Annotated in this window: 14 protein-coding genes; 1 reads left to right on the top strand and 13 read right to left on the bottom strand. The window is 51.4% G+C overall.

Translation table 11 applies throughout. The features are described 5' to 3' along the window. Window positions 1-39: 39 nt before the first annotated feature. The 4 genes from ACZ52Z_RS12890 to ACZ52Z_RS12905 form a co-directional block, all read right to left on the bottom strand. Window positions 40-2,481 (bottom strand): methionine synthase, encoded by a 2,442-nt coding sequence (locus tag ACZ52Z_RS12890; protein WP_464267190.1) that lies wholly within the window; start codon window positions 2,479-2,481, stop codon window positions 40-42. Further along, the gene (locus tag ACZ52Z_RS12895; protein ID WP_464267191.1) at window positions 2,478-3,404 is read right to left on the bottom strand and encodes a homocysteine S-methyltransferase family protein; all 927 of its coding nucleotides are present in this window, start codon (window positions 3,402-3,404) and stop codon (window positions 2,478-2,480) included. The genes ACZ52Z_RS12890 and ACZ52Z_RS12895 overlap by 4 nt, the downstream gene beginning before the upstream one ends. A 230-nt stretch (window positions 3,405-3,634) precedes the next feature. After that, window positions 3,635-4,048, bottom strand: a complete 414-nt coding sequence (locus ACZ52Z_RS12900; RefSeq protein WP_464267192.1) for an NIL domain-containing protein — start codon at window positions 4,046-4,048, stop codon at window positions 3,635-3,637. Continuing rightward, on the bottom strand, window positions 4,045-5,235 hold the full coding sequence (locus tag ACZ52Z_RS12905; protein WP_464267193.1) for a homocysteine biosynthesis protein: 1,191 nt from the start codon (window positions 5,233-5,235) through the stop codon (window positions 4,045-4,047). Before ACZ52Z_RS12905 ends, ACZ52Z_RS12900 begins: the two co-directional genes overlap by 4 nt. A gap of 154 nt (window positions 5,236-5,389) precedes the next feature. Here ACZ52Z_RS12905 and ACZ52Z_RS12910 point away from each other — a divergent pair, with 154 nt between their 5' ends. Next, on the top strand, window positions 5,390-5,581 hold the full coding sequence (locus tag ACZ52Z_RS12910; RefSeq protein ID WP_464267194.1) for a hypothetical protein: 192 nt from the start codon (window positions 5,390-5,392) through the stop codon (window positions 5,579-5,581). Window positions 5,582-5,645: 64 nt separating this feature from the next. Here the strand turns inward: ACZ52Z_RS12910 and ACZ52Z_RS12915 are convergent, their stop codons facing one another. The 9 genes from ACZ52Z_RS12915 to ACZ52Z_RS12955 form a co-directional block, all read right to left on the bottom strand. Further along, window positions 5,646-7,073 (bottom strand): gamma-aminobutyraldehyde dehydrogenase, encoded by a 1,428-nt coding sequence (locus ACZ52Z_RS12915; RefSeq protein ID WP_464267195.1) that lies wholly within the window; start codon window positions 7,071-7,073, stop codon window positions 5,646-5,648. A 37-nt stretch (window positions 7,074-7,110) separates the two neighbouring features. Then, window positions 7,111-8,508, bottom strand: coding sequence for an aminotransferase (locus ACZ52Z_RS12920; RefSeq protein WP_464267196.1), 1,398 nt, complete (start codon window positions 8,506-8,508; stop codon window positions 7,111-7,113). A 14-nt stretch (window positions 8,509-8,522) separates the two neighbouring features. Next, on the bottom strand, window positions 8,523-9,038 hold the full coding sequence (locus ACZ52Z_RS12925; protein WP_464267197.1) for an SET domain-containing protein-lysine N-methyltransferase: 516 nt from the start codon (window positions 9,036-9,038) through the stop codon (window positions 8,523-8,525). A gap of 41 nt (window positions 9,039-9,079) precedes the next feature. Further along, on the bottom strand, window positions 9,080-10,321 hold the full coding sequence (locus ACZ52Z_RS12930) for a diaminopimelate decarboxylase (protein ID WP_464267198.1): 1,242 nt from the start codon (window positions 10,319-10,321) through the stop codon (window positions 9,080-9,082). A 30-nt stretch (window positions 10,322-10,351) separates the two neighbouring features. Next, window positions 10,352-10,489 (bottom strand): hypothetical protein, encoded by a 138-nt coding sequence (locus ACZ52Z_RS12935; protein ID WP_464267199.1) that lies wholly within the window; start codon window positions 10,487-10,489, stop codon window positions 10,352-10,354. Between the two features lie 16 nt (window positions 10,490-10,505). Next, window positions 10,506-11,711 carry a methionine adenosyltransferase gene (gene metK, locus ACZ52Z_RS12940; RefSeq protein ID WP_464267200.1) on the bottom strand — a complete coding sequence of 402 codons (1,206 nt, stop codon included), beginning with the start codon at window positions 11,709-11,711 and terminating at the stop codon, window positions 10,506-10,508. A gap of 567 nt (window positions 11,712-12,278) precedes the next feature. Next, on the bottom strand, window positions 12,279-12,920 hold the full coding sequence (locus ACZ52Z_RS12945; RefSeq protein WP_464267201.1) for a class I SAM-dependent DNA methyltransferase: 642 nt from the start codon (window positions 12,918-12,920) through the stop codon (window positions 12,279-12,281). A 152-nt stretch (window positions 12,921-13,072) separates the two neighbouring features. Continuing rightward, window positions 13,073-14,500 (bottom strand): adenosylhomocysteinase, encoded by a 1,428-nt coding sequence (gene ahcY / locus ACZ52Z_RS12950; protein WP_464270791.1) that lies wholly within the window; start codon window positions 14,498-14,500, stop codon window positions 13,073-13,075. 145 nt (window positions 14,501-14,645) lie between these two features. After that, window positions 14,646-15,644, bottom strand: a complete 999-nt coding sequence (locus tag ACZ52Z_RS12955; RefSeq protein WP_464267202.1) for an adenosine kinase — start codon at window positions 15,642-15,644, stop codon at window positions 14,646-14,648. Window positions 15,645-15,961 lie beyond the last annotated feature (317 nt).

The following is a 15,961-nucleotide window of genomic DNA, read 5'->3' on the forward strand; positions in this document are numbered from 1 at the left end:
TACGCTTGATACAAATAATCCTTTCGCGCCCTTCCATGGTCATACCGCAAAATATTGCGCCTGTGGGTGGTGTACCACGATAGCTGAGGTAGTCTGCTCGGGAACCATCTGCATATTCTCCGTTAAGCTCACCCCGATCTTTTTCGGCTTGAGCATGGCAAAAAGCGGTTCATGGACATCCATATCCGGACAAGCTGAATAGCCGAAACCGTAGCGTGAGCCCTGGTAGCCAGGAGTTACCACGCCTTCAGCATCGTCAGTGCTTATCCCAAGCTCACGTCGCATCTGTGCATGCCAATACTCAGCCAGCGCATCGGTCACCTCCACGCTGAACCCATGGAGCATGAGATAGTCGTGGTATGCATCCCCCTCATATAGGCTGGCTGTTTGCTCTGCTATTTTTCCACCAATGGTGGCAACAAAAAAACCAGCGATATCACCACCCTCTTCTTTGGTTTTAAAATAGTCTGCGATACAGCGGAAAGGGGCTGAACCCTGTCGTTGAAAGCCAAAAGGGTGCACCTCGCCATCAGCTTCAACAAAAACGGTCTCCCCCTCTGCGTAGCAGCGAAAATACCCATAGCTTACCTTAGGCTGAAGCAGTCCTTGCTCAACGGTTGAGCGGCATAACTGGGCATATATCGGCTCAACGGTGCCCTCTAGCAATTCCCGATACTCATCTGCTCCCATCTTGCCGCGTCGATAGCCCCAGCGACCACGAATGAGTGCCTGTTTATTGAGTAGAGGAAAGAGCCGTTGCGGATCAATATCTTCTTGGTAGCGTTGACCAAGAAAAGGTGGTTCCGGTACGGTATGGTGGCGATCAATGGAACTCTCCCTCACGCCAGGCTTCACCCTCGGGCGCTTCTGCTTGGGATCAAAACGAGTGGAACGCAACGTGCCTTCCTCAAACTCACGTACCGCTTTCAAACCAGCAAAGGCATCCTGACAGTAGACAACCGGGGCGTCATAACCGGGAACGCAGGATTCAGCTACAAACCTGGGGGTCAGTGCTGCCCCGCCAAGCAGAATAGGCGCCTTCAACCCAGCTTCTTGGTACTGCGGCAAGGACTCCTGCATCGCAATGGCAGACTTCACCAGCAACCCACTGAGGCCGATGACATCCACATCATACTCCTGAGCCTTGGCAATAATCGCCTCGGCCGACATTTTAATGCCTACGTTGTATACGTTGTAGCCGTTGTTAGAGAGGATTATCTCAACCAGGTTTTTCCCTATATCATGAACATCCCCCTGAACCGTAGCCAACAAAACTTTGGTGGCGTTGTCGGCATCGATTTTTTCCATGAACGGCTCAAGTAAACTGACCGACTTTTTCATCACCTCAGCGGATTGGAGAACAAAGGGAAGTAAAATCTCTCCTTTACCAAAAAGCTCGCCAACCTGACGCATGGCCGGAACCAGGATCTGGTTGATAATGGCAAGAGGCGTATAACGCTGCATAAGCGCGGCGAGAATATCCTCTACTCCATCCTTATCGCCGGCTACAACCTGTTGAGCCAATTGCTCTTCCTGCGTGGTTTTCGATACCTCTTCTTGGTCAAAGCCATCATCGCTGATCTCGCTAAAATGCTCAATAAAGTGCATTAGCGGGGTTTCTTCCTGCGCACCCTGGCGGTCATAAAGCAGATCAAGGCATACCCGGCGATCCTCCTCACCTATACGGGCCAGGGGGATGATCTTGGCCGCATCCACAATGGCGGCATCAAGACCGGCTTCGACTGCTTCATGGAGAAAAACCGAGTTGAGAATTCTCCGCGCCTTAGGGGCCAGGCCAAAGGAAATATTACTCAGCCCCAGGACGGTAAGACAGCCAGGAAGTTCTTTTTTTATCAGCTTGATCCCTTCTATGGTTTGAAGAGCTGCATCGCGAAGGTTTTCATCACCCGAGCCAACAGTAAAGGTCAGGCAATCAAACAGGAGATCGCTGGGACGGAGCCCGAACTCGTTCACTGCGATGTCATGTATTTCTCTGGCAATAGCAATTTTATCCTGAGCCGCCATGCCCATGCCCTGCTCATTAATGGTCAGTGCCACCAGAGCCGCGCCATACTCCTTTGCTGCAGCGCAAACCCGCCTGAGATTCGCTCCGCCGTCCTCGAGATGAACGGAGTTGATCACGCAACGTCCCGGATATATCTGAAGGCAGGCTTCAATGCATTCCGGGGAGGTTGAATCAATCATCAACGGGGCTTTCAGCGAACGCGCACACATTTTGACCAAGGTGGTCAGGTCAGTGAGCTCATCGCGACCCGCATAGGCAGTGCACAGGTCAATAATGTGCGCCCCTTTTGCTTCCTGCTCCTGGGCTATTTTCAGGCAGCTTTCATAGTCATCGGCCAACAGCAGCTCACGAAATTTTTTTGAACCGTTTGAGTTGGCCCGCTCACCAATGAGAAGCGGCGGTATTTCCTGCTGCAGTTCAACGGCTTGATATAAGCTTGCAACGGAAGGTTTCATTGGGTCACCTCCCGAGTTGCGGGCTTCACGCCTTCAAGGGTTTGTACAAGCGCCCTGGTATGCTCTGGACTGGTCCCACAACAACCGCCAACAATGCTCACGCCAAACTCTTCAATAAATCGCTTCATATCAAGGGCGTATTGCTCAGGTGAAAGCGGATAGCAGGTCTTGCCATCCACCACTTCAGGCAGTCCCTGGTTGGGCACACAAGAAATGCGTCCGGCCCAGTGCTGGCTTAAGTACCTGATGTGCGATTCCATTTCCGCTGGCCCGGTGGCACAGTTTAAACCGAAAGACAGCAGAGGAAAGGGTTCAAAAGTGACCGCTGCTGCAGCGATGTCGGTCCCGACCAGCATGGTCCCCGTACGTTCAATAGTCACCGAGGCCATCACCGGAATATCCTCTCTGCCCAGCACCTTCAGCACCCGGAAACAGGTTGTCATCGCTGTTTTCATCTGCAGCAGATCCTGGCTGGTTTCTATGATGAGCAGGTCGACCCCGCCTTTTACCAATGCACGTATCTGCTCTTCTGTGGCGTCGGCCAGCTCTGCGACCTCAATATGCCCAAGGGATGGCAGCTTGGTTCCAGGTCCGACGGATCCTGCAATGTAGGTATTGGGTTTACCGTCAATTGCTCTACGGGCACACTCCACCCCGGCAAGGTTGATTGCTTCAACCTTATCCTCAAGCGCATATTCTCCCAAAACAATTGAGCTTGCGCCAAAGGTATTGGTCTCAATCACCGTTGCGCCGGCTTCTACAAAGCTTTGATGCAAGGCCACAATTGAGTCCGGCGAGGTCAGGTTCAACAGCTCGTTGCACCCTTCTTTTCCTTCCCAGGCCTCCTGGGGGATATCCATCAACTGCAGATTCGTTCCGCAGGCTCCATCTACAATCAGTATTTCGTGTTCAACTGGTGTCATCTTGCTCCAGGTCCTTTTTGGTACAATTATTCCTCTCCCGCAACCTGCTGATACCCGCCAGCATGCTCCTGAAGTGGTCTAATGTTCCTTTCGTTTGAAGGAATCTTGATAAACAAACAAATGCGTAGAGTAGATCGGGTGCATTGCTCTTGACCATGCATGCGGGCCGCCTCTCTCAAGTCGAGCCAACAGCCAACCCGTACTTCTCCTGCGGATGCGCATGAGATCCTTTAAAAAGCAGAACTGCATGCAGCAAAGGGACAGTTCTGTAAGCAGGCCAGACACTCAACGCATTTTTCTTCATAAAAACCTACTGTTCTACTCTCCGTGTCGACAAAATGCAGGGCTCCGGTGGGGCAATGGACGATGCAATTGCCGCAGTGGGCGCACTTCTGGGCATCCCACTGCAAACCAATATCTCCGGCATGAATTTCCACTGCACATTCTTTGAGGTAGGCATAGGCTCGCTCCATGTCCTTATCCGTGCCAGTGAGTTCAAGGGAGAGATAGCCTTCTTCTTCCGGGGTAACCTTTGCCCGATACATGTTCACACCAAGGTTGTATTGCCTGACCAACTGGTAGATGAGGGGTTTTTCGATTTTGCTTTTGGGAATATAGAGAACAACTTTTTGAGTAATCATCATTTTCCCTCCACCACGTCCAATCCCTGCATTCCCTGATTCAACGGCAATCGCTGGCCCGGTTCAGCTAACAAAAACTTTCCATCTTCAACCTCTGCCTTGAGGATGCCTGCAATTTTTTGGGCTTTGCGGTACGAAGAGATTGAAGAGACCTTGACCTTTTTCCCGTTGAACTCAACCTGCCCCGAACGCAACTCTTCATAGGAATACCGGGCAAGTATCTTGCCTGTTTTCTGTGGGTAGTCTACCGAATAGTCAGTGACGGTGCCAAAGAGTTGGCTGTCTCGTACGGTTGTTCTTTTCAGGATCTCCGTATTGAGAATGGGGATGGGAATACCGACTCCAAGCGCAAGAGACACACCGTATCCTTTAAAGCTGGCGCCTCTTACAAACTCCGGATCCATGTCTTTCATGTTGCCTGAAAGTGCAAGCGTCCCCGCACCTTCAACAGGAACGCCGTTTTCTCCCCGTTCAACATCGCTGCAATGCTGGGTCCCCTGGGAGTAGACTATACCCTGGGCGCCGGCCAGCCACACTCTGGTGCCCATGCCTATAGTCTCATAAAACGGGTCATTCAGCAGTGGAGAGAGCTGCCCGGCCGACGAATAGGTCATATTGCGCATGTTGGGCTTTAAAATGCCGAGGTAGGTATAAATCGTCTTATCCGAGGTATTGGTAGCGATATTGTAATTCTGGTAGCAGTTGCGTGGATTGGTCATTATCGCCTGGTTGAGATCATTGATATCGAACATGGTTCGAATTTCTCTTCTCGGATAGTCGTTGGTGCCGTAGGAGAGGCCAAATAGCTGCAGTTTCTTTCCGGCAACAAGATCCTCGATCACGTGACCGCCACCATAGAGAAATTCTCCGGGAAAATACATGTTGGCAGGATCATTGTGGCGAATCTGTGTCGCTCCAAGGTAAACATCTACCGCGGCAAGCCCGCAATACGCCGGAACATCCTCAATCCATGCTTCAGTAATTCGCATTTTGGGTGCGGGGTGCCCAAAGTTAAGGACACAACCGGAGGAACACATAGGGCCAAATGTTGCAGTCGTTACAACGTCTATTTCCCTGGCGGCCTTCTCCAGTCCTTTTCTGTCTGCGTATTCAATCACCTCTTCCGCGGTAAGAACAACCGCTTTTCCAGAGGCAATTTTTTCGTTTATTTCAGCATAGCTTTTGGTCATCGTAACTTTCCTTAAACTGCCGTTTTCCAAACCTTTCGTTCATTAGAGTTGCACAGCTGTACAAGGTTCCAACGGGAGATTGAAAAACAGACAAAAGTGGCGGAAGGGAGTACTGGTGTTTGAAATCGTCTTGAACCGCAGCTCAGGATAAAAAATGGTGCAGATTGGCGGGGATATTTTTGTAACCTGTAAAATTGGTGAACTCCTTCAGCAAGGCGCTGAAAGCTCTCTCTATCCCGAACCGCAACTGTTCAGCAGTGATCAAAATATTCACAAGCTGGCCGAAAAGCTCTCCATCGGTATGCGAGACGGACAGACTGTGAAGCGTTGGAATGCTTCTGAATAGTTACAAAAAATTGCAACGCAATGGCTGACAGAAAAAGGCGTAATCTGGTGCCACTACAAGCGATTTAGTGCGTAACGAGCACATGCCGTACCACTGTATAGTCCTCGAGCCCGTACATTGAAAGATCCTTACCATAGCCTGTCTGCTTCATACCGCCGTGCGGCATTTCATTGGGCAGCATAAAATGGGTATTTATCCAGGTGGTACCATATTGCAGTTTTGCCGCAACGGCATGGGCCTTGCCGACATCGCTGGTCCACACCGATGATGCCAGGCCATATTCAGAATCATTGCCAAGCGTGATGGCCTGCTCAACCGAGTTATCAAAGCGAGTGATGGAGACCACAGGCCCAAACGCCTCCTGCTGGACAATCTCGTCATCCTGCAGGGCACCCTTGAGCACCGTTGGCTCATAAAAAAATCCAGGCCCCTTAACCATCTTCCCACCACAGAGCACTTCCATGTGCCCGGTTGCTACTGCCCGCTGTACAAAACCGTCAACCCGCTCCCGATGTTTTGCTGTAATGAGGGGCGGGATTTCTCCATCCGGATCGTTGACATCACCGTATTTGATGGTCTGGACAGCTTCTGCGAGTGCCTGGGCGAACGCATCATAGATCTTATCAGCAGCATAGACCCTGCACGCGGCAACACAGTCCTGGCCTGCGTTGTAGTATCCATAGGCACGGATTGTTTCAACAGCATCGGCAATATCGGCATCGTCAAAGATGATAACGGGTGCCTTGCCGCCGAGCTCAAAATGTGTCCGCTTAAGGTTGCCTGCCGCAAGACGGAGCACTTCTTTTCCGGTGTCCACGGAACCGGTGACGGAAATCATGCGCACCCGTGGATGCCTGGCCAGCTCAGCACCAACCTCGGGACCGTTACCGGCAACGATATTCAGCACTCCTGCAGGAAAGAGTTCCTGAAACAGCGGAGCCAACTCCAGCATGGTCAGGGGGGTATTTTCAGATGGTTTAAAAACAACACAGTTTCCCGCTGCAAGCGAAGGTGCAATTTTCCATGCAGCCATCATCAATGGATAATTCCAGGGCGCGATCTGAGCCACAACCCCAACCGGGTCGCGGCGGATCATGCTGGTCATGCCTGCAAAATATTCTCCGGCAGCAGACCCGGTGAGCAGGCGGCAGGCCGAGGCATAAAAACGAAAACAGTCGACGATGGCCGGAATCTCATCCTCGAGCATGCGCGCGTAAGGCTTTCCGGTATCAAGGGACTCAAGACGCGCCAGTTCTTCAGACCGGCTTTCAATGGCATCGGCTACCTGCATGAGCAGCGCACTCCGTTCCGCAGGCGGTACGGAGGACCAAGAACCAAAGCCATTTTCCGCAGCCGTTACCGCCTCATTGACCTGGGCAGCGCTTGCTCCCTTTATCTCCGCAATCTTTTCCCCGTTTTCAGGGTTCAGTATATGCTCGACGCTTCCTTCTCCCTCAACTAAGGCGCCGTTAATCAGTATTTTTTGCTGCATGGAGTTCTCCATTTTGTCGTACAGTGTGGGAAAAAATCTACTGGATCAGCCCGCTTGACCGTAACGCCTTGGTTGCTTTTTTAATACTGGAGTCGAGTATCGCTACCATCTCATCTATCCCAGCCTTATCAATGACCAGGGGCGGCGACAGAATCAAAAGCGCCTCGTACGGACGGACGATGAGGCCCTGCTGATCGCAGAACTGATCGACTATCTGGGCCGCTGTCATATCCTTTCTTTCGGCTACGGTTCGATTGCCGCTGATAGCGCATTCTATACAGGCCATCAGGTGATTGCCCCGGGTTTCCCCGACAATTTCGTGGCGCTCGAGGGTTTTCAACTGCTCCATAAAATAGGGACCGACCTCGCGTACATGTTCACAGATATTGTCCCTTTGCATGATCTCAATGTTTTTGAGCGCTGCAGAGCAGGCGACCGGATGGCCAGAATAGGTGTACCCATTGGTAAAATAGGCTGCTTCAGGTGCGTTGCTTCCCGAGATACGATCATACAACCGGTCGGAGATCATCACCGCCCCCATGGGTTGATAGCCGCTGGTTATCCCCTTGGCCGTTGTGATGATATCGGGAAGAATCCCCCACACAGGCTCGGCTGAGAAAAAATGTCCAAGCCTGCCGAAACCAGTCACCACCTCATCAAGGATGTAGAGAACTTCATATTTCTCACACACCTTTTTCATCGCCTTGTGATAGCCCGGCGGCGGAACCAGCACACCGCCTGAACCCATGATCGGTTCAGCGATGAAACAGGCGACCTTTTCCGGGCCGATTGCAAGAACCTTGTTCTCAAACTCATCGACAAGTTGATCACAGTACTCAGCAAGGGACAGTCCCTGGTCACGGCGGTAAGGGTTCGGCCCGCTTACGTGATGCACGATATCAGAGATATAATGAAAGTATGTCCGATCAACCCCTTTACCGGACAGAGAAGCCGTAAGGAAAGAACCGCCGTGATAGCTTTCAGTTCTCGAGATAATATGTTTTTTCTCTGGCCTGCCTAGAGCGCTGAAATAAAAGTGGACAAAACGGATTGCAGAGTCGACCGCACAGGAACCGCTGGTGGTGAAGTGGACGCGGTTCAAATCTCCTGGAGCTAGTCCTGCCAACACTGCTCCCAGTTCGGCAGACAGATTATTGGTCATCGCACCAAACGGCGTATAGTAGACAAGCTCTTCAACCTGTTTGGTTATAGCTTCCGCCATTTCCTGGTTGCCGTATCCGATATTGACACACCACATACCGGCAATGCCATCGAGATACCTTTTGCCGTCGCTGTCATACACATGGTACCCTTTCCCTTTCTTGATGACATGATCCCCCTTTGTGGAGGCGGTGGCAAGGTCGGCCCATGGGTGGAGAGTATGCCGTTTATCTTTTGTACTTAATTCTTCGGTTATCCCACTTTCGGCTTCCATATGTCCTTTCTCAATCAGCATGCTACCATCACAATTTCACTTGATTCACGGTCATGCTGCTGCAACTGCTGTTCAATGTAGGCAATCCCTTCCGGACTCACCTCTTCTTTACGACCGGTAATCCAAATACGGCAGTTTGGGGTTCCACACAAACATGGAAACTGTCTAAACAGTATGTCTTCGGTCTGCGCATAGTCCATGGTCAGTGCCTGCCCGGCATCGATATCACGTAATGCCCACAGCTCAAACTCCGTCATATCAAGGTGAACATTCGGCGCACAGGAGTGAAGAAGGTACCCGGTGAAATGCGGATCGTACATATGGGTGGTAGGGGTAACCTGCAGGGTATGCTGCAGTACAGTGGGCACAATGTTTCCTGTAATTCTGGCAACCATTTCTCCGCGTTTGAGGTCTTTTTTGGTGTAGACACCGGCGCCTTTTCCGTCTTCACGTCGGCAGACCGTAAAATCTTCTTTTTTGGGGTAACCGCACTTCGGGTCCAGTCCAAATTCATCAGGGTATATGAGCATTGTGATTCTCCTGTGGGGTTCAATCGTTTGTATTCAATCTCTTACTCTGTTACTGTCGCTTGCCTCATTAATAGATATTCTGAAAATTCTCCTCGCATGCAGTGGTTCGAACTCATGGATGAGGTGTACGCTCCGGCGTTAATAAAGGCGAGCAGATCTCCCTCCTCAATACGTGGGGCCATGAGATCTTCGATGAGCACATCGAGTGCTTCGTTTATGTTACCGGCAAAGGTGACCGGGGTAAGATGGGCAGGAGCAAAAGATGCCTCTTTTGCTCTGGAAAGCACACATGGCACCGGTTCACAGGGTAGTTTGTAGTGCACCGGCTCCATTGTTAAATTAAAGCCGCCGTTCACTCCGACAAAGCGCTTGCCGGCCTTTGTCTCTACGGTATTTGCCTCCAGCACCAATACGCCTGCATCTTTTACAATGTAGGTTCCCGGCTCGACGTTGATTTCATAGGATGTATCACCAAAAACCCGCTTTATGACCGCTGCCCATTCAGAGAGATCCAGCTGCTCGTCTTCGGCTGTCAGCGGGACCCCGAGGCCTCCCCCGAGGTTAATCGCCTCAACGGTCGGTATCTTTGCAATCATCGCCAGGCATTGCTGAAGGATCTGCTCCCAGGCCGGGAGCTGGTCATTCAAATAGCCGCAGCCAGTATGAAAATGTACCCTGTCAATATGCAGGTCATAGTGATGGGCGAGCTGAACAGCCTGTTTAAGCTCAGAATCATATATCCCGAATTTTGTCGGTTTCTCACCGCTGTAACGAAGCAATTTGTTGGAAGCGTATCCTGTGCCCATAGCAGGGTTGATACGGATTCCGATTGACCTGCCTGGAGTGCGTTCACCGATCCGCCTGATCATGCTGCAGCCATCGGCGTTAAGTTGTACACCGGTGAGCCTGGTGAGGAAATCAAGGTCATCATTGGACACTGAGGTGGCGGTAAATGATATGTCGGAAGGATGAAATCCACAGCTCAACGCATGCCTCACTTCTGCCGGCGAGCAGACGTCGACACCGCATTCGGTGGATGACTTGATCAAGGTGAGCAGCGGCCCGAATCGGTTGGCCTTCAGCGCATAGTAAATTCTGCTGCGTAACCCAGTATTTTCAAGAGCCCGGTATACCCGCTCGATATTGTCGAGAATTCTATCAGCACTATATAAAAAAAGCGGTGTTCCGAGCTGCTCACCCAGTTTTTGCACATTGTTACCGGCAAAAGTAACCTGGTTGTTCTCGTTGTAGGCTAATCCCGGTCTCTCCCACCATAATTCCATGGATACATAACTCCGAAAATGTAGTCGTTCTTATCGCCTCTCAAACGATGACGCAGCAATGAGCAGTTGAATCACTGAGGCATCCGGAACGAGGCCGTCTGCTGCTGCTGTATCCTCTTCCCCACTGTAGAGATCCGCTGAAATCTCCCCGGCGGTGTGATTCTGCACGTTTACAGGCCTCATTCTAAGCGACTGCCATGGCAGAGATACCGAGCGCTTCCTGCAACTGGGAGACCCTGTTGGTCTGTTCCCACGGGAATATATCTCTGCCGAAGTGGCCGGCCACTGCTGTCTGCCTGTAGTTCCAGCCGAGCGGGGTAGTCAATCCCAGGTCGCGGACAATGGATGCCGGACGAAAATCAAAAATTTCTCCGGCTTCGAGAACCTCCTGTATATTCTTCTCTTCGACATTTCCGGTACCGAAGGTATCGATATTGATGCTTAGAGGCCTGGCAACGCCGATCGCATAGGCAACTTGGATTTCGCATTTTTCTGCAAGCCCTGCGGCAACCACATTTTTGGCAACGTACCGTGCATAATAGGCTGCGGAGCGGTCCACTTTGGAGGGATCCTTGCCGGAAAATGCGCCACCACCGTGGCAGCCGACTCCGCCATAGGTATCAACGATAATCTTTCTCCCTGTCAGACCCGCATCACCGTGGGGGCCACCTATAACGAATTTACCGGTTGGATTGATAAAGAACTGGGTGTCTTCGGTAATGAGACCGGTTGGGATAAACACATCTCTTGCAACCTCGATCAGGTCCTTGCGAATTGTCTCAAGGGCAATATCATCTGTCTGGTGTGAGATAACAATGGAGGTGATTCTGGTTGGCGTACCGTCAACATGCTCGACGGAAACCTGGGTTTTTGCATCCGGACGCAGATAACCAATATCGCCCTGCTTTCGTATAATCTGCAGCGCTTCCAGCAGCTGGTGGCTGTAGTAAATCGGGGCGGGCATCAGAGACGGGGTGGAATTGGTAGCATAGCCAAACATCATCCCCTGGTCGCCAGCACCCTGCTCTGTAAAAAGCCCTTCACCTTCCAGAACGCCCTGGGCAATATCCGCTGACTGCGGATGGATATGGCACAGATACTTGAAGGTGTCGCAGGAGAAGAGAAGCTCAGCACGGTCGTAGCCGATGTCTCGAACAACGTCCCTTGCGATTTTTTCCGGGTCGATATTCGACCAGCCATTACAAGTTATTTCCCCCAGGTTAACCACAAAGTCTGTGGTAACTGCGGTCTCACAAGCCACTTTGCTTTTGCTGTCCTGTTCAAGACAGGCATCAAGAATAGCATCTGAGATCTGGTCACAAACTTTATCGGGGTGTCCCTCACTCACTGATTCTGAGGTAAAAACGTGATTACTCTGCAACTTGCTCATAATGTTCCTTTAAATATTACGTTTATGTAGTCTTGATAAGGATCAAGCGGACTATACTTTTCGAGGCTGTAACGTCTTCCCGTCACAAAGCAATCCATGTACCACACTTGCCCATATGTTGAAAAAACCGGGAGCTGAATGGAGCGCAACCCCCTATTTTTCGGGGTGTCAGACGATTTACCAATAACGAATTTCATGAAAAATCAAGACGGCCTCAGCAACCAAACAAACAAAAGTGGGCAAATAGTGCTACTCGACTAACGAAACCACAACAAAGCAGGCAATATTTGCCCGCATGGTCGTGTTTCAGTAAATGGAGCAAATATCCGCACAAAGTTTCTGCAGACAAGAGAAAAAATAATAATCCACAACAATAGGCAGTTAACAAGATATCCCTGCTTCCCCCTATCTGCTCGATCCCGAAAGGCCCCGTATGACCACAACGGGAACTTATTGCTCAAAGTGACAAGAATGTGCATGCTGTGCACACCATACCGGCAGGGAAAAAAATCCCCCTTCCGGTAAAAGAAAGGCATAACGCTCGGATTTCCTGGCATCGCGGGCTCGCTATTGGGTGCAGACCCGATAGACACACAATTTACAACTGACGTTTTCCTCTTTCATGCAATCTGTATCAGACGCGCTCAGTAGCCTCCACATGCCGTCTGCCTCGAGTTTTTCCAGTCGCTCACCATAGTCGTGATCCTCGTAGGCGCCCTCCCGAACCGTGAAACAGATAGTCCCGCCCGGCTTTGTGATTCGGATGAGTTCATCAAAACTGTCAGGCGTGACGTGCCCGTAGGTGAATGTTCCCGTACAGACGATGGCGTCATAGGTATTATCCGAAATATCAAGCGGCCTGCTCAAATCAGCCTGCATATGGCGGGAATATATTTTTTTGGCCTCAGCCTCTTTCAGCATTTCGGTCGAGTAATCGAGTGCTTCAAGATTTACATAGCCAAGCGCAACCAGCTGCTCGCCAACAAGCCCTGTGCCGCACCCGGCATCGAGAATCAGGCTGTTTGTGTCGCTTACGACATCTGCAAGCGCCTTTGCCGTGGCAATATGTGCGACGTAACCAAAAGCGCCCACCGTATCGCGCTCATACTGTTCTGCCCAGTCATCGTACGCACTCATGAGTTCCTGGTGGTTTGCGGCGGAATACACCCTTTCCAGTTTCTTGTTATCGCTGATTTTTGTTTTGCTCATCTTTTCCTCCGGCTTTATTTCCCAGCGTCGATGCGCATTCAAGTGAAAAGCACATCAACGCTTGTTATCCATGGTGTGAGCATGCTGGCCGCGGCCGCCGGGACATCGCCCAGCGGAAACAGACCAGAAATGAACCTCTAGCCTGGCCGCCCTTAATATCGATAATGATCCGGTTTGTATGGTCCATCCACAGAGACACCGATATACTCGGCCTGCTCAGGGGTCATCCTGGTAAGGGTTGCACCCAGTTTGTCCAGGTGCAGCTGCGCTACTTCTTCATCGAGTTTCTTCTCCAGGACATGGACCCCGACCTCCTTCTTCTCCCTGTTAAGCCAGAGATCAATCTGGGCAAGTACCTGGTTGGTAAAGCTGTTTGACATAACAAAGCTTGGATGGCCGGTTGCGCACCCGAGGTTCACCAGACGGCCCTCAGCCAACAGATAGATGGAATGCCCATCTTCAAAGGTGAATTTATCAACCTGCGGCTTGATGGGGGTACGCCTTACCCCTGGCCAGCTATTCAGTGCATCGACTTGAATTTCGTTATCGAAGTGACCGATGTTACAGACGATTGCCTGGTCCTTCATCTTGCTCATGTGCTCAGCGGTAATAATGTCCTTATTCCCGGTTGTGGTCACATAAATGTCAGCCGTAGGCAATGCCTGCTCCACGGTGCATACAGTGTAGCCTGCCATACATGCCTGCAGGGCGCAGATGGGATCCACCTCTGAGACAAGGATCCTGCACTTCTGCCCGGCAAGAGACTCAGCAGACCCCTTCCCTACATCGCCGAAACCGCAGATCATTGCCGTTTTACCGGCAAGCATTACGTCCATAGCCCGAAACAGGCCATCGACGAGCGAGTGACGGCAGCCAAACACGTTGTCGAACTTGGATTTGGTCACGGAATCGTTCACATTAATTGCCGGAACAAGAAGCGAACCTTCTTTCTGCATCTGATACAGCCTGTGAACACCGGTAGTTGTCTCCTCAGAAACACCTTGCCAGCTTTGTGCAGCCCGCTGCCAGAATTGAGGATCGCCCGCATACACGTCGCCCAGCAGGGCCATGACAATATCGAGTTCCCGGTTACCGGTCTCCTCTTTCAGCAGCCGGGGATTTTTTTCCACGTCTACCCCCTTGTGAATCAACAGCGTTGCATCCCCACCGTCATCAACGATCAGCTGGGGGGTTTTGCCGTCTGGCCAGGTCATGGCTCTAAATGTACACCACCAGTACTCTTCAAGGGTTTCACCTTTCCAGGCGAAAACAGGAATCCCCTCAGCCGCAATTGCTGCCGCTGCATGATCCTGTGTCGAAAAGATGTTACAGCTTGCCCAACGCACATCCGCACCCAGGGCAACCAGCGTCTCGATCAGCACCGCCGTCTGAATAGTCATATGGAGACTGCCCATGATCCGTACGCCCTGAAGCGGCTTCTGCGGTCCATATTTTTCGCGTGTCGCCATCAGGCCGGGCATTTCCTGCTCTGCTATTTCAATTTCCCGCCGGCCCCATTCGGCAAGTGCCAGATCAGCAACCTTGCATTCAGAAGCATTTGCACCAAGAGCATCATCCATAATTGTCTTAAAACTTTTGGTATTTTTCTTTTCTGTAACGACTGGTCCATCAGCATCAAAAGACATTTTCTTCCTCTTTGTAAATTCATGGTATCCCCACAACCCAGCAGGCTGCAGCTGGCAAACGTCACTGATTCAGGGGCATCTATGTTAAACCGGCAGAGGCACTTAACTCCTGCCATTGATTCTCGGGAAGGGCGGTGCCTTCACAGGCGACAACAGCGCCGCCAAGCAATGCCCCGATGGCACCGCTCTCCTCCAGGGATTTACCGGAAAGCAGACCACAGAGAAATCCCGCCGCCCAGAAATCCCCGGCACCGGTCGTGTCAACAACCTGGTCAACCACCGCTGCCGGCACATGACAACACTCTCCCGCACGACAGAGCAAGGCTCCTTTTTCTCCAATCTTTACCGCAACCGTATCGCACAATGCAGCAAGGGACCTAAGGCCTTCTTCCGGATCGCTGTTGCCAGCAAATGCTTCCGCCTCTTCCTCATTGGCAAAAACAATGTCCACATATTCTGCCAGCAGCTCCTGAAGTGTGGTGCGACTTGCATGCACCACCTCAAAAGAGGCCAGGTCAACACTGATGGTGCAGCCTGCCGCCCTTGCAGCCTTGAGTGTTGCCAGCATGAGGTCCGGGTTAAACAGCACATACCCTTCGATATGCGCATGACCGCAGCCGACGAAGTCTTCCTCGGTTACATGTTCCGGGGCAAAGGTCATGGCAGCCCCAAGATGGGTACGCATTGTTCGCTCGGCATCCGGCGTTACCAGACTCAAGCACTGCGCCGTAGGTAAATCCGGCATTACGCGGATCGCCTTGTCGTCACCTCCGGCCTGCAGCAATTGATCTCGGAAAAAATTACCTGCGTGGTCGTCACCCAATGCGCCTAAAAACCGGCTGGGCATTCCCAGACGGGCCAAGGCAAAACTTGTATTCCCTGCGCTTCCTCCGGGGGTATAGTTCGGTTGTGCAGGAAGTTTTTCCACTATATTTAAGAAGGTGGTCGAATCGACAAGCTCCATGCCGCCTTTTTCACCACCTACTTTTTCAAGAAACACTTCTTGCACCCGGATTACCTGGTCGACAACGGGTGATCCAATACATATGACTGGTTTCAAGGAATTTTCCTCCTTCATGCTTTCTCCATTTCAGGCGTTGCCACAGCCTCTGCCATTCAAGCGCAGGTTGACGCTGCACATGAATCGAGCGGCATGCTTGCGATTGTAGGACAATGAACTGCTAGGAATAGTTACGAGAGTCCTGCGATGGACATCCGTTGAGAAACAACCACTGTTCTGTGTTGCACGACGCTTTGAAGCAATATGCATTCCACCCCTGTCTCAACACGCTATCCTGGTAACTCCGAATGGGCGGTCAGCCCGGCGTAGCAAGGACCTGGAGCAAAATGGACGCTCAGCAGCACTCTCAGATTACAGGAACAGGTGAACAGGAA

The organism is Desulfogranum aggregans, assembly GCF_055398265.1.

What these genes read in the sequence shown, in the direction of transcription:
- ACZ52Z_RS12890 (WP_464267190.1), bottom strand. Translation starts at nt 2,481, where the DNA reads ATGAAACCTTCCGTTGCAAGCTTATATCAAGCCGTTGAACTGCAGCAG.
- ACZ52Z_RS12895 (WP_464267191.1), bottom strand. Translation starts at nt 3,404, where the DNA reads ATGACACCAGTTGAACACGAAATACTGATTGTAGATGGAGCCTGCGGA.
- ACZ52Z_RS12900 (WP_464267192.1), bottom strand. Translation starts at nt 4,048, where the DNA reads ATGATGATTACTCAAAAAGTTGTTCTCTATATTCCCAAAAGCAAAATC.
- ACZ52Z_RS12905 (WP_464267193.1), bottom strand. Translation starts at nt 5,235, where the DNA reads ATGACCAAAAGCTATGCTGAAATAAACGAAAAAATTGCCTCTGGAAAA.
- ACZ52Z_RS12910 (WP_464267194.1), top strand. Translation starts at nt 5,390, where the DNA reads ATGGTGCAGATTGGCGGGGATATTTTTGTAACCTGTAAAATTGGTGAA.
- ACZ52Z_RS12915 (WP_464267195.1), bottom strand. Translation starts at nt 7,073, where the DNA reads ATGCAGCAAAAAATACTGATTAACGGCGCCTTAGTTGAGGGAGAAGGA.
- ACZ52Z_RS12920 (WP_464267196.1), bottom strand. Translation starts at nt 8,508, where the DNA reads ATGGAAGCCGAAAGTGGGATAACCGAAGAATTAAGTACAAAAGATAAA.
- ACZ52Z_RS12925 (WP_464267197.1), bottom strand. Translation starts at nt 9,038, where the DNA reads ATGCTCATATACCCTGATGAATTTGGACTGGACCCGAAGTGCGGTTAC.
- ACZ52Z_RS12930 (WP_464267198.1), bottom strand. Translation starts at nt 10,321, where the DNA reads ATGGAATTATGGTGGGAGAGACCGGGATTAGCCTACAACGAGAACAAC.
- metK (WP_464267200.1), bottom strand. Translation starts at nt 11,711, where the DNA reads ATGAGCAAGTTGCAGAGTAATCACGTTTTTACCTCAGAATCAGTGAGT.
- ACZ52Z_RS12945 (WP_464267201.1), bottom strand. Translation starts at nt 12,920, where the DNA reads ATGAGCAAAACAAAAATCAGCGATAACAAGAAACTGGAAAGGGTGTAT.
- ahcY (WP_464270791.1), bottom strand. Translation starts at nt 14,500, where the DNA reads ATGGATGATGCTCTTGGTGCAAATGCTTCTGAATGCAAGGTTGCTGAT.
- ACZ52Z_RS12955 (WP_464267202.1), bottom strand. Translation starts at nt 15,644, where the DNA reads ATGAAGGAGGAAAATTCCTTGAAACCAGTCATATGTATTGGATCACCC.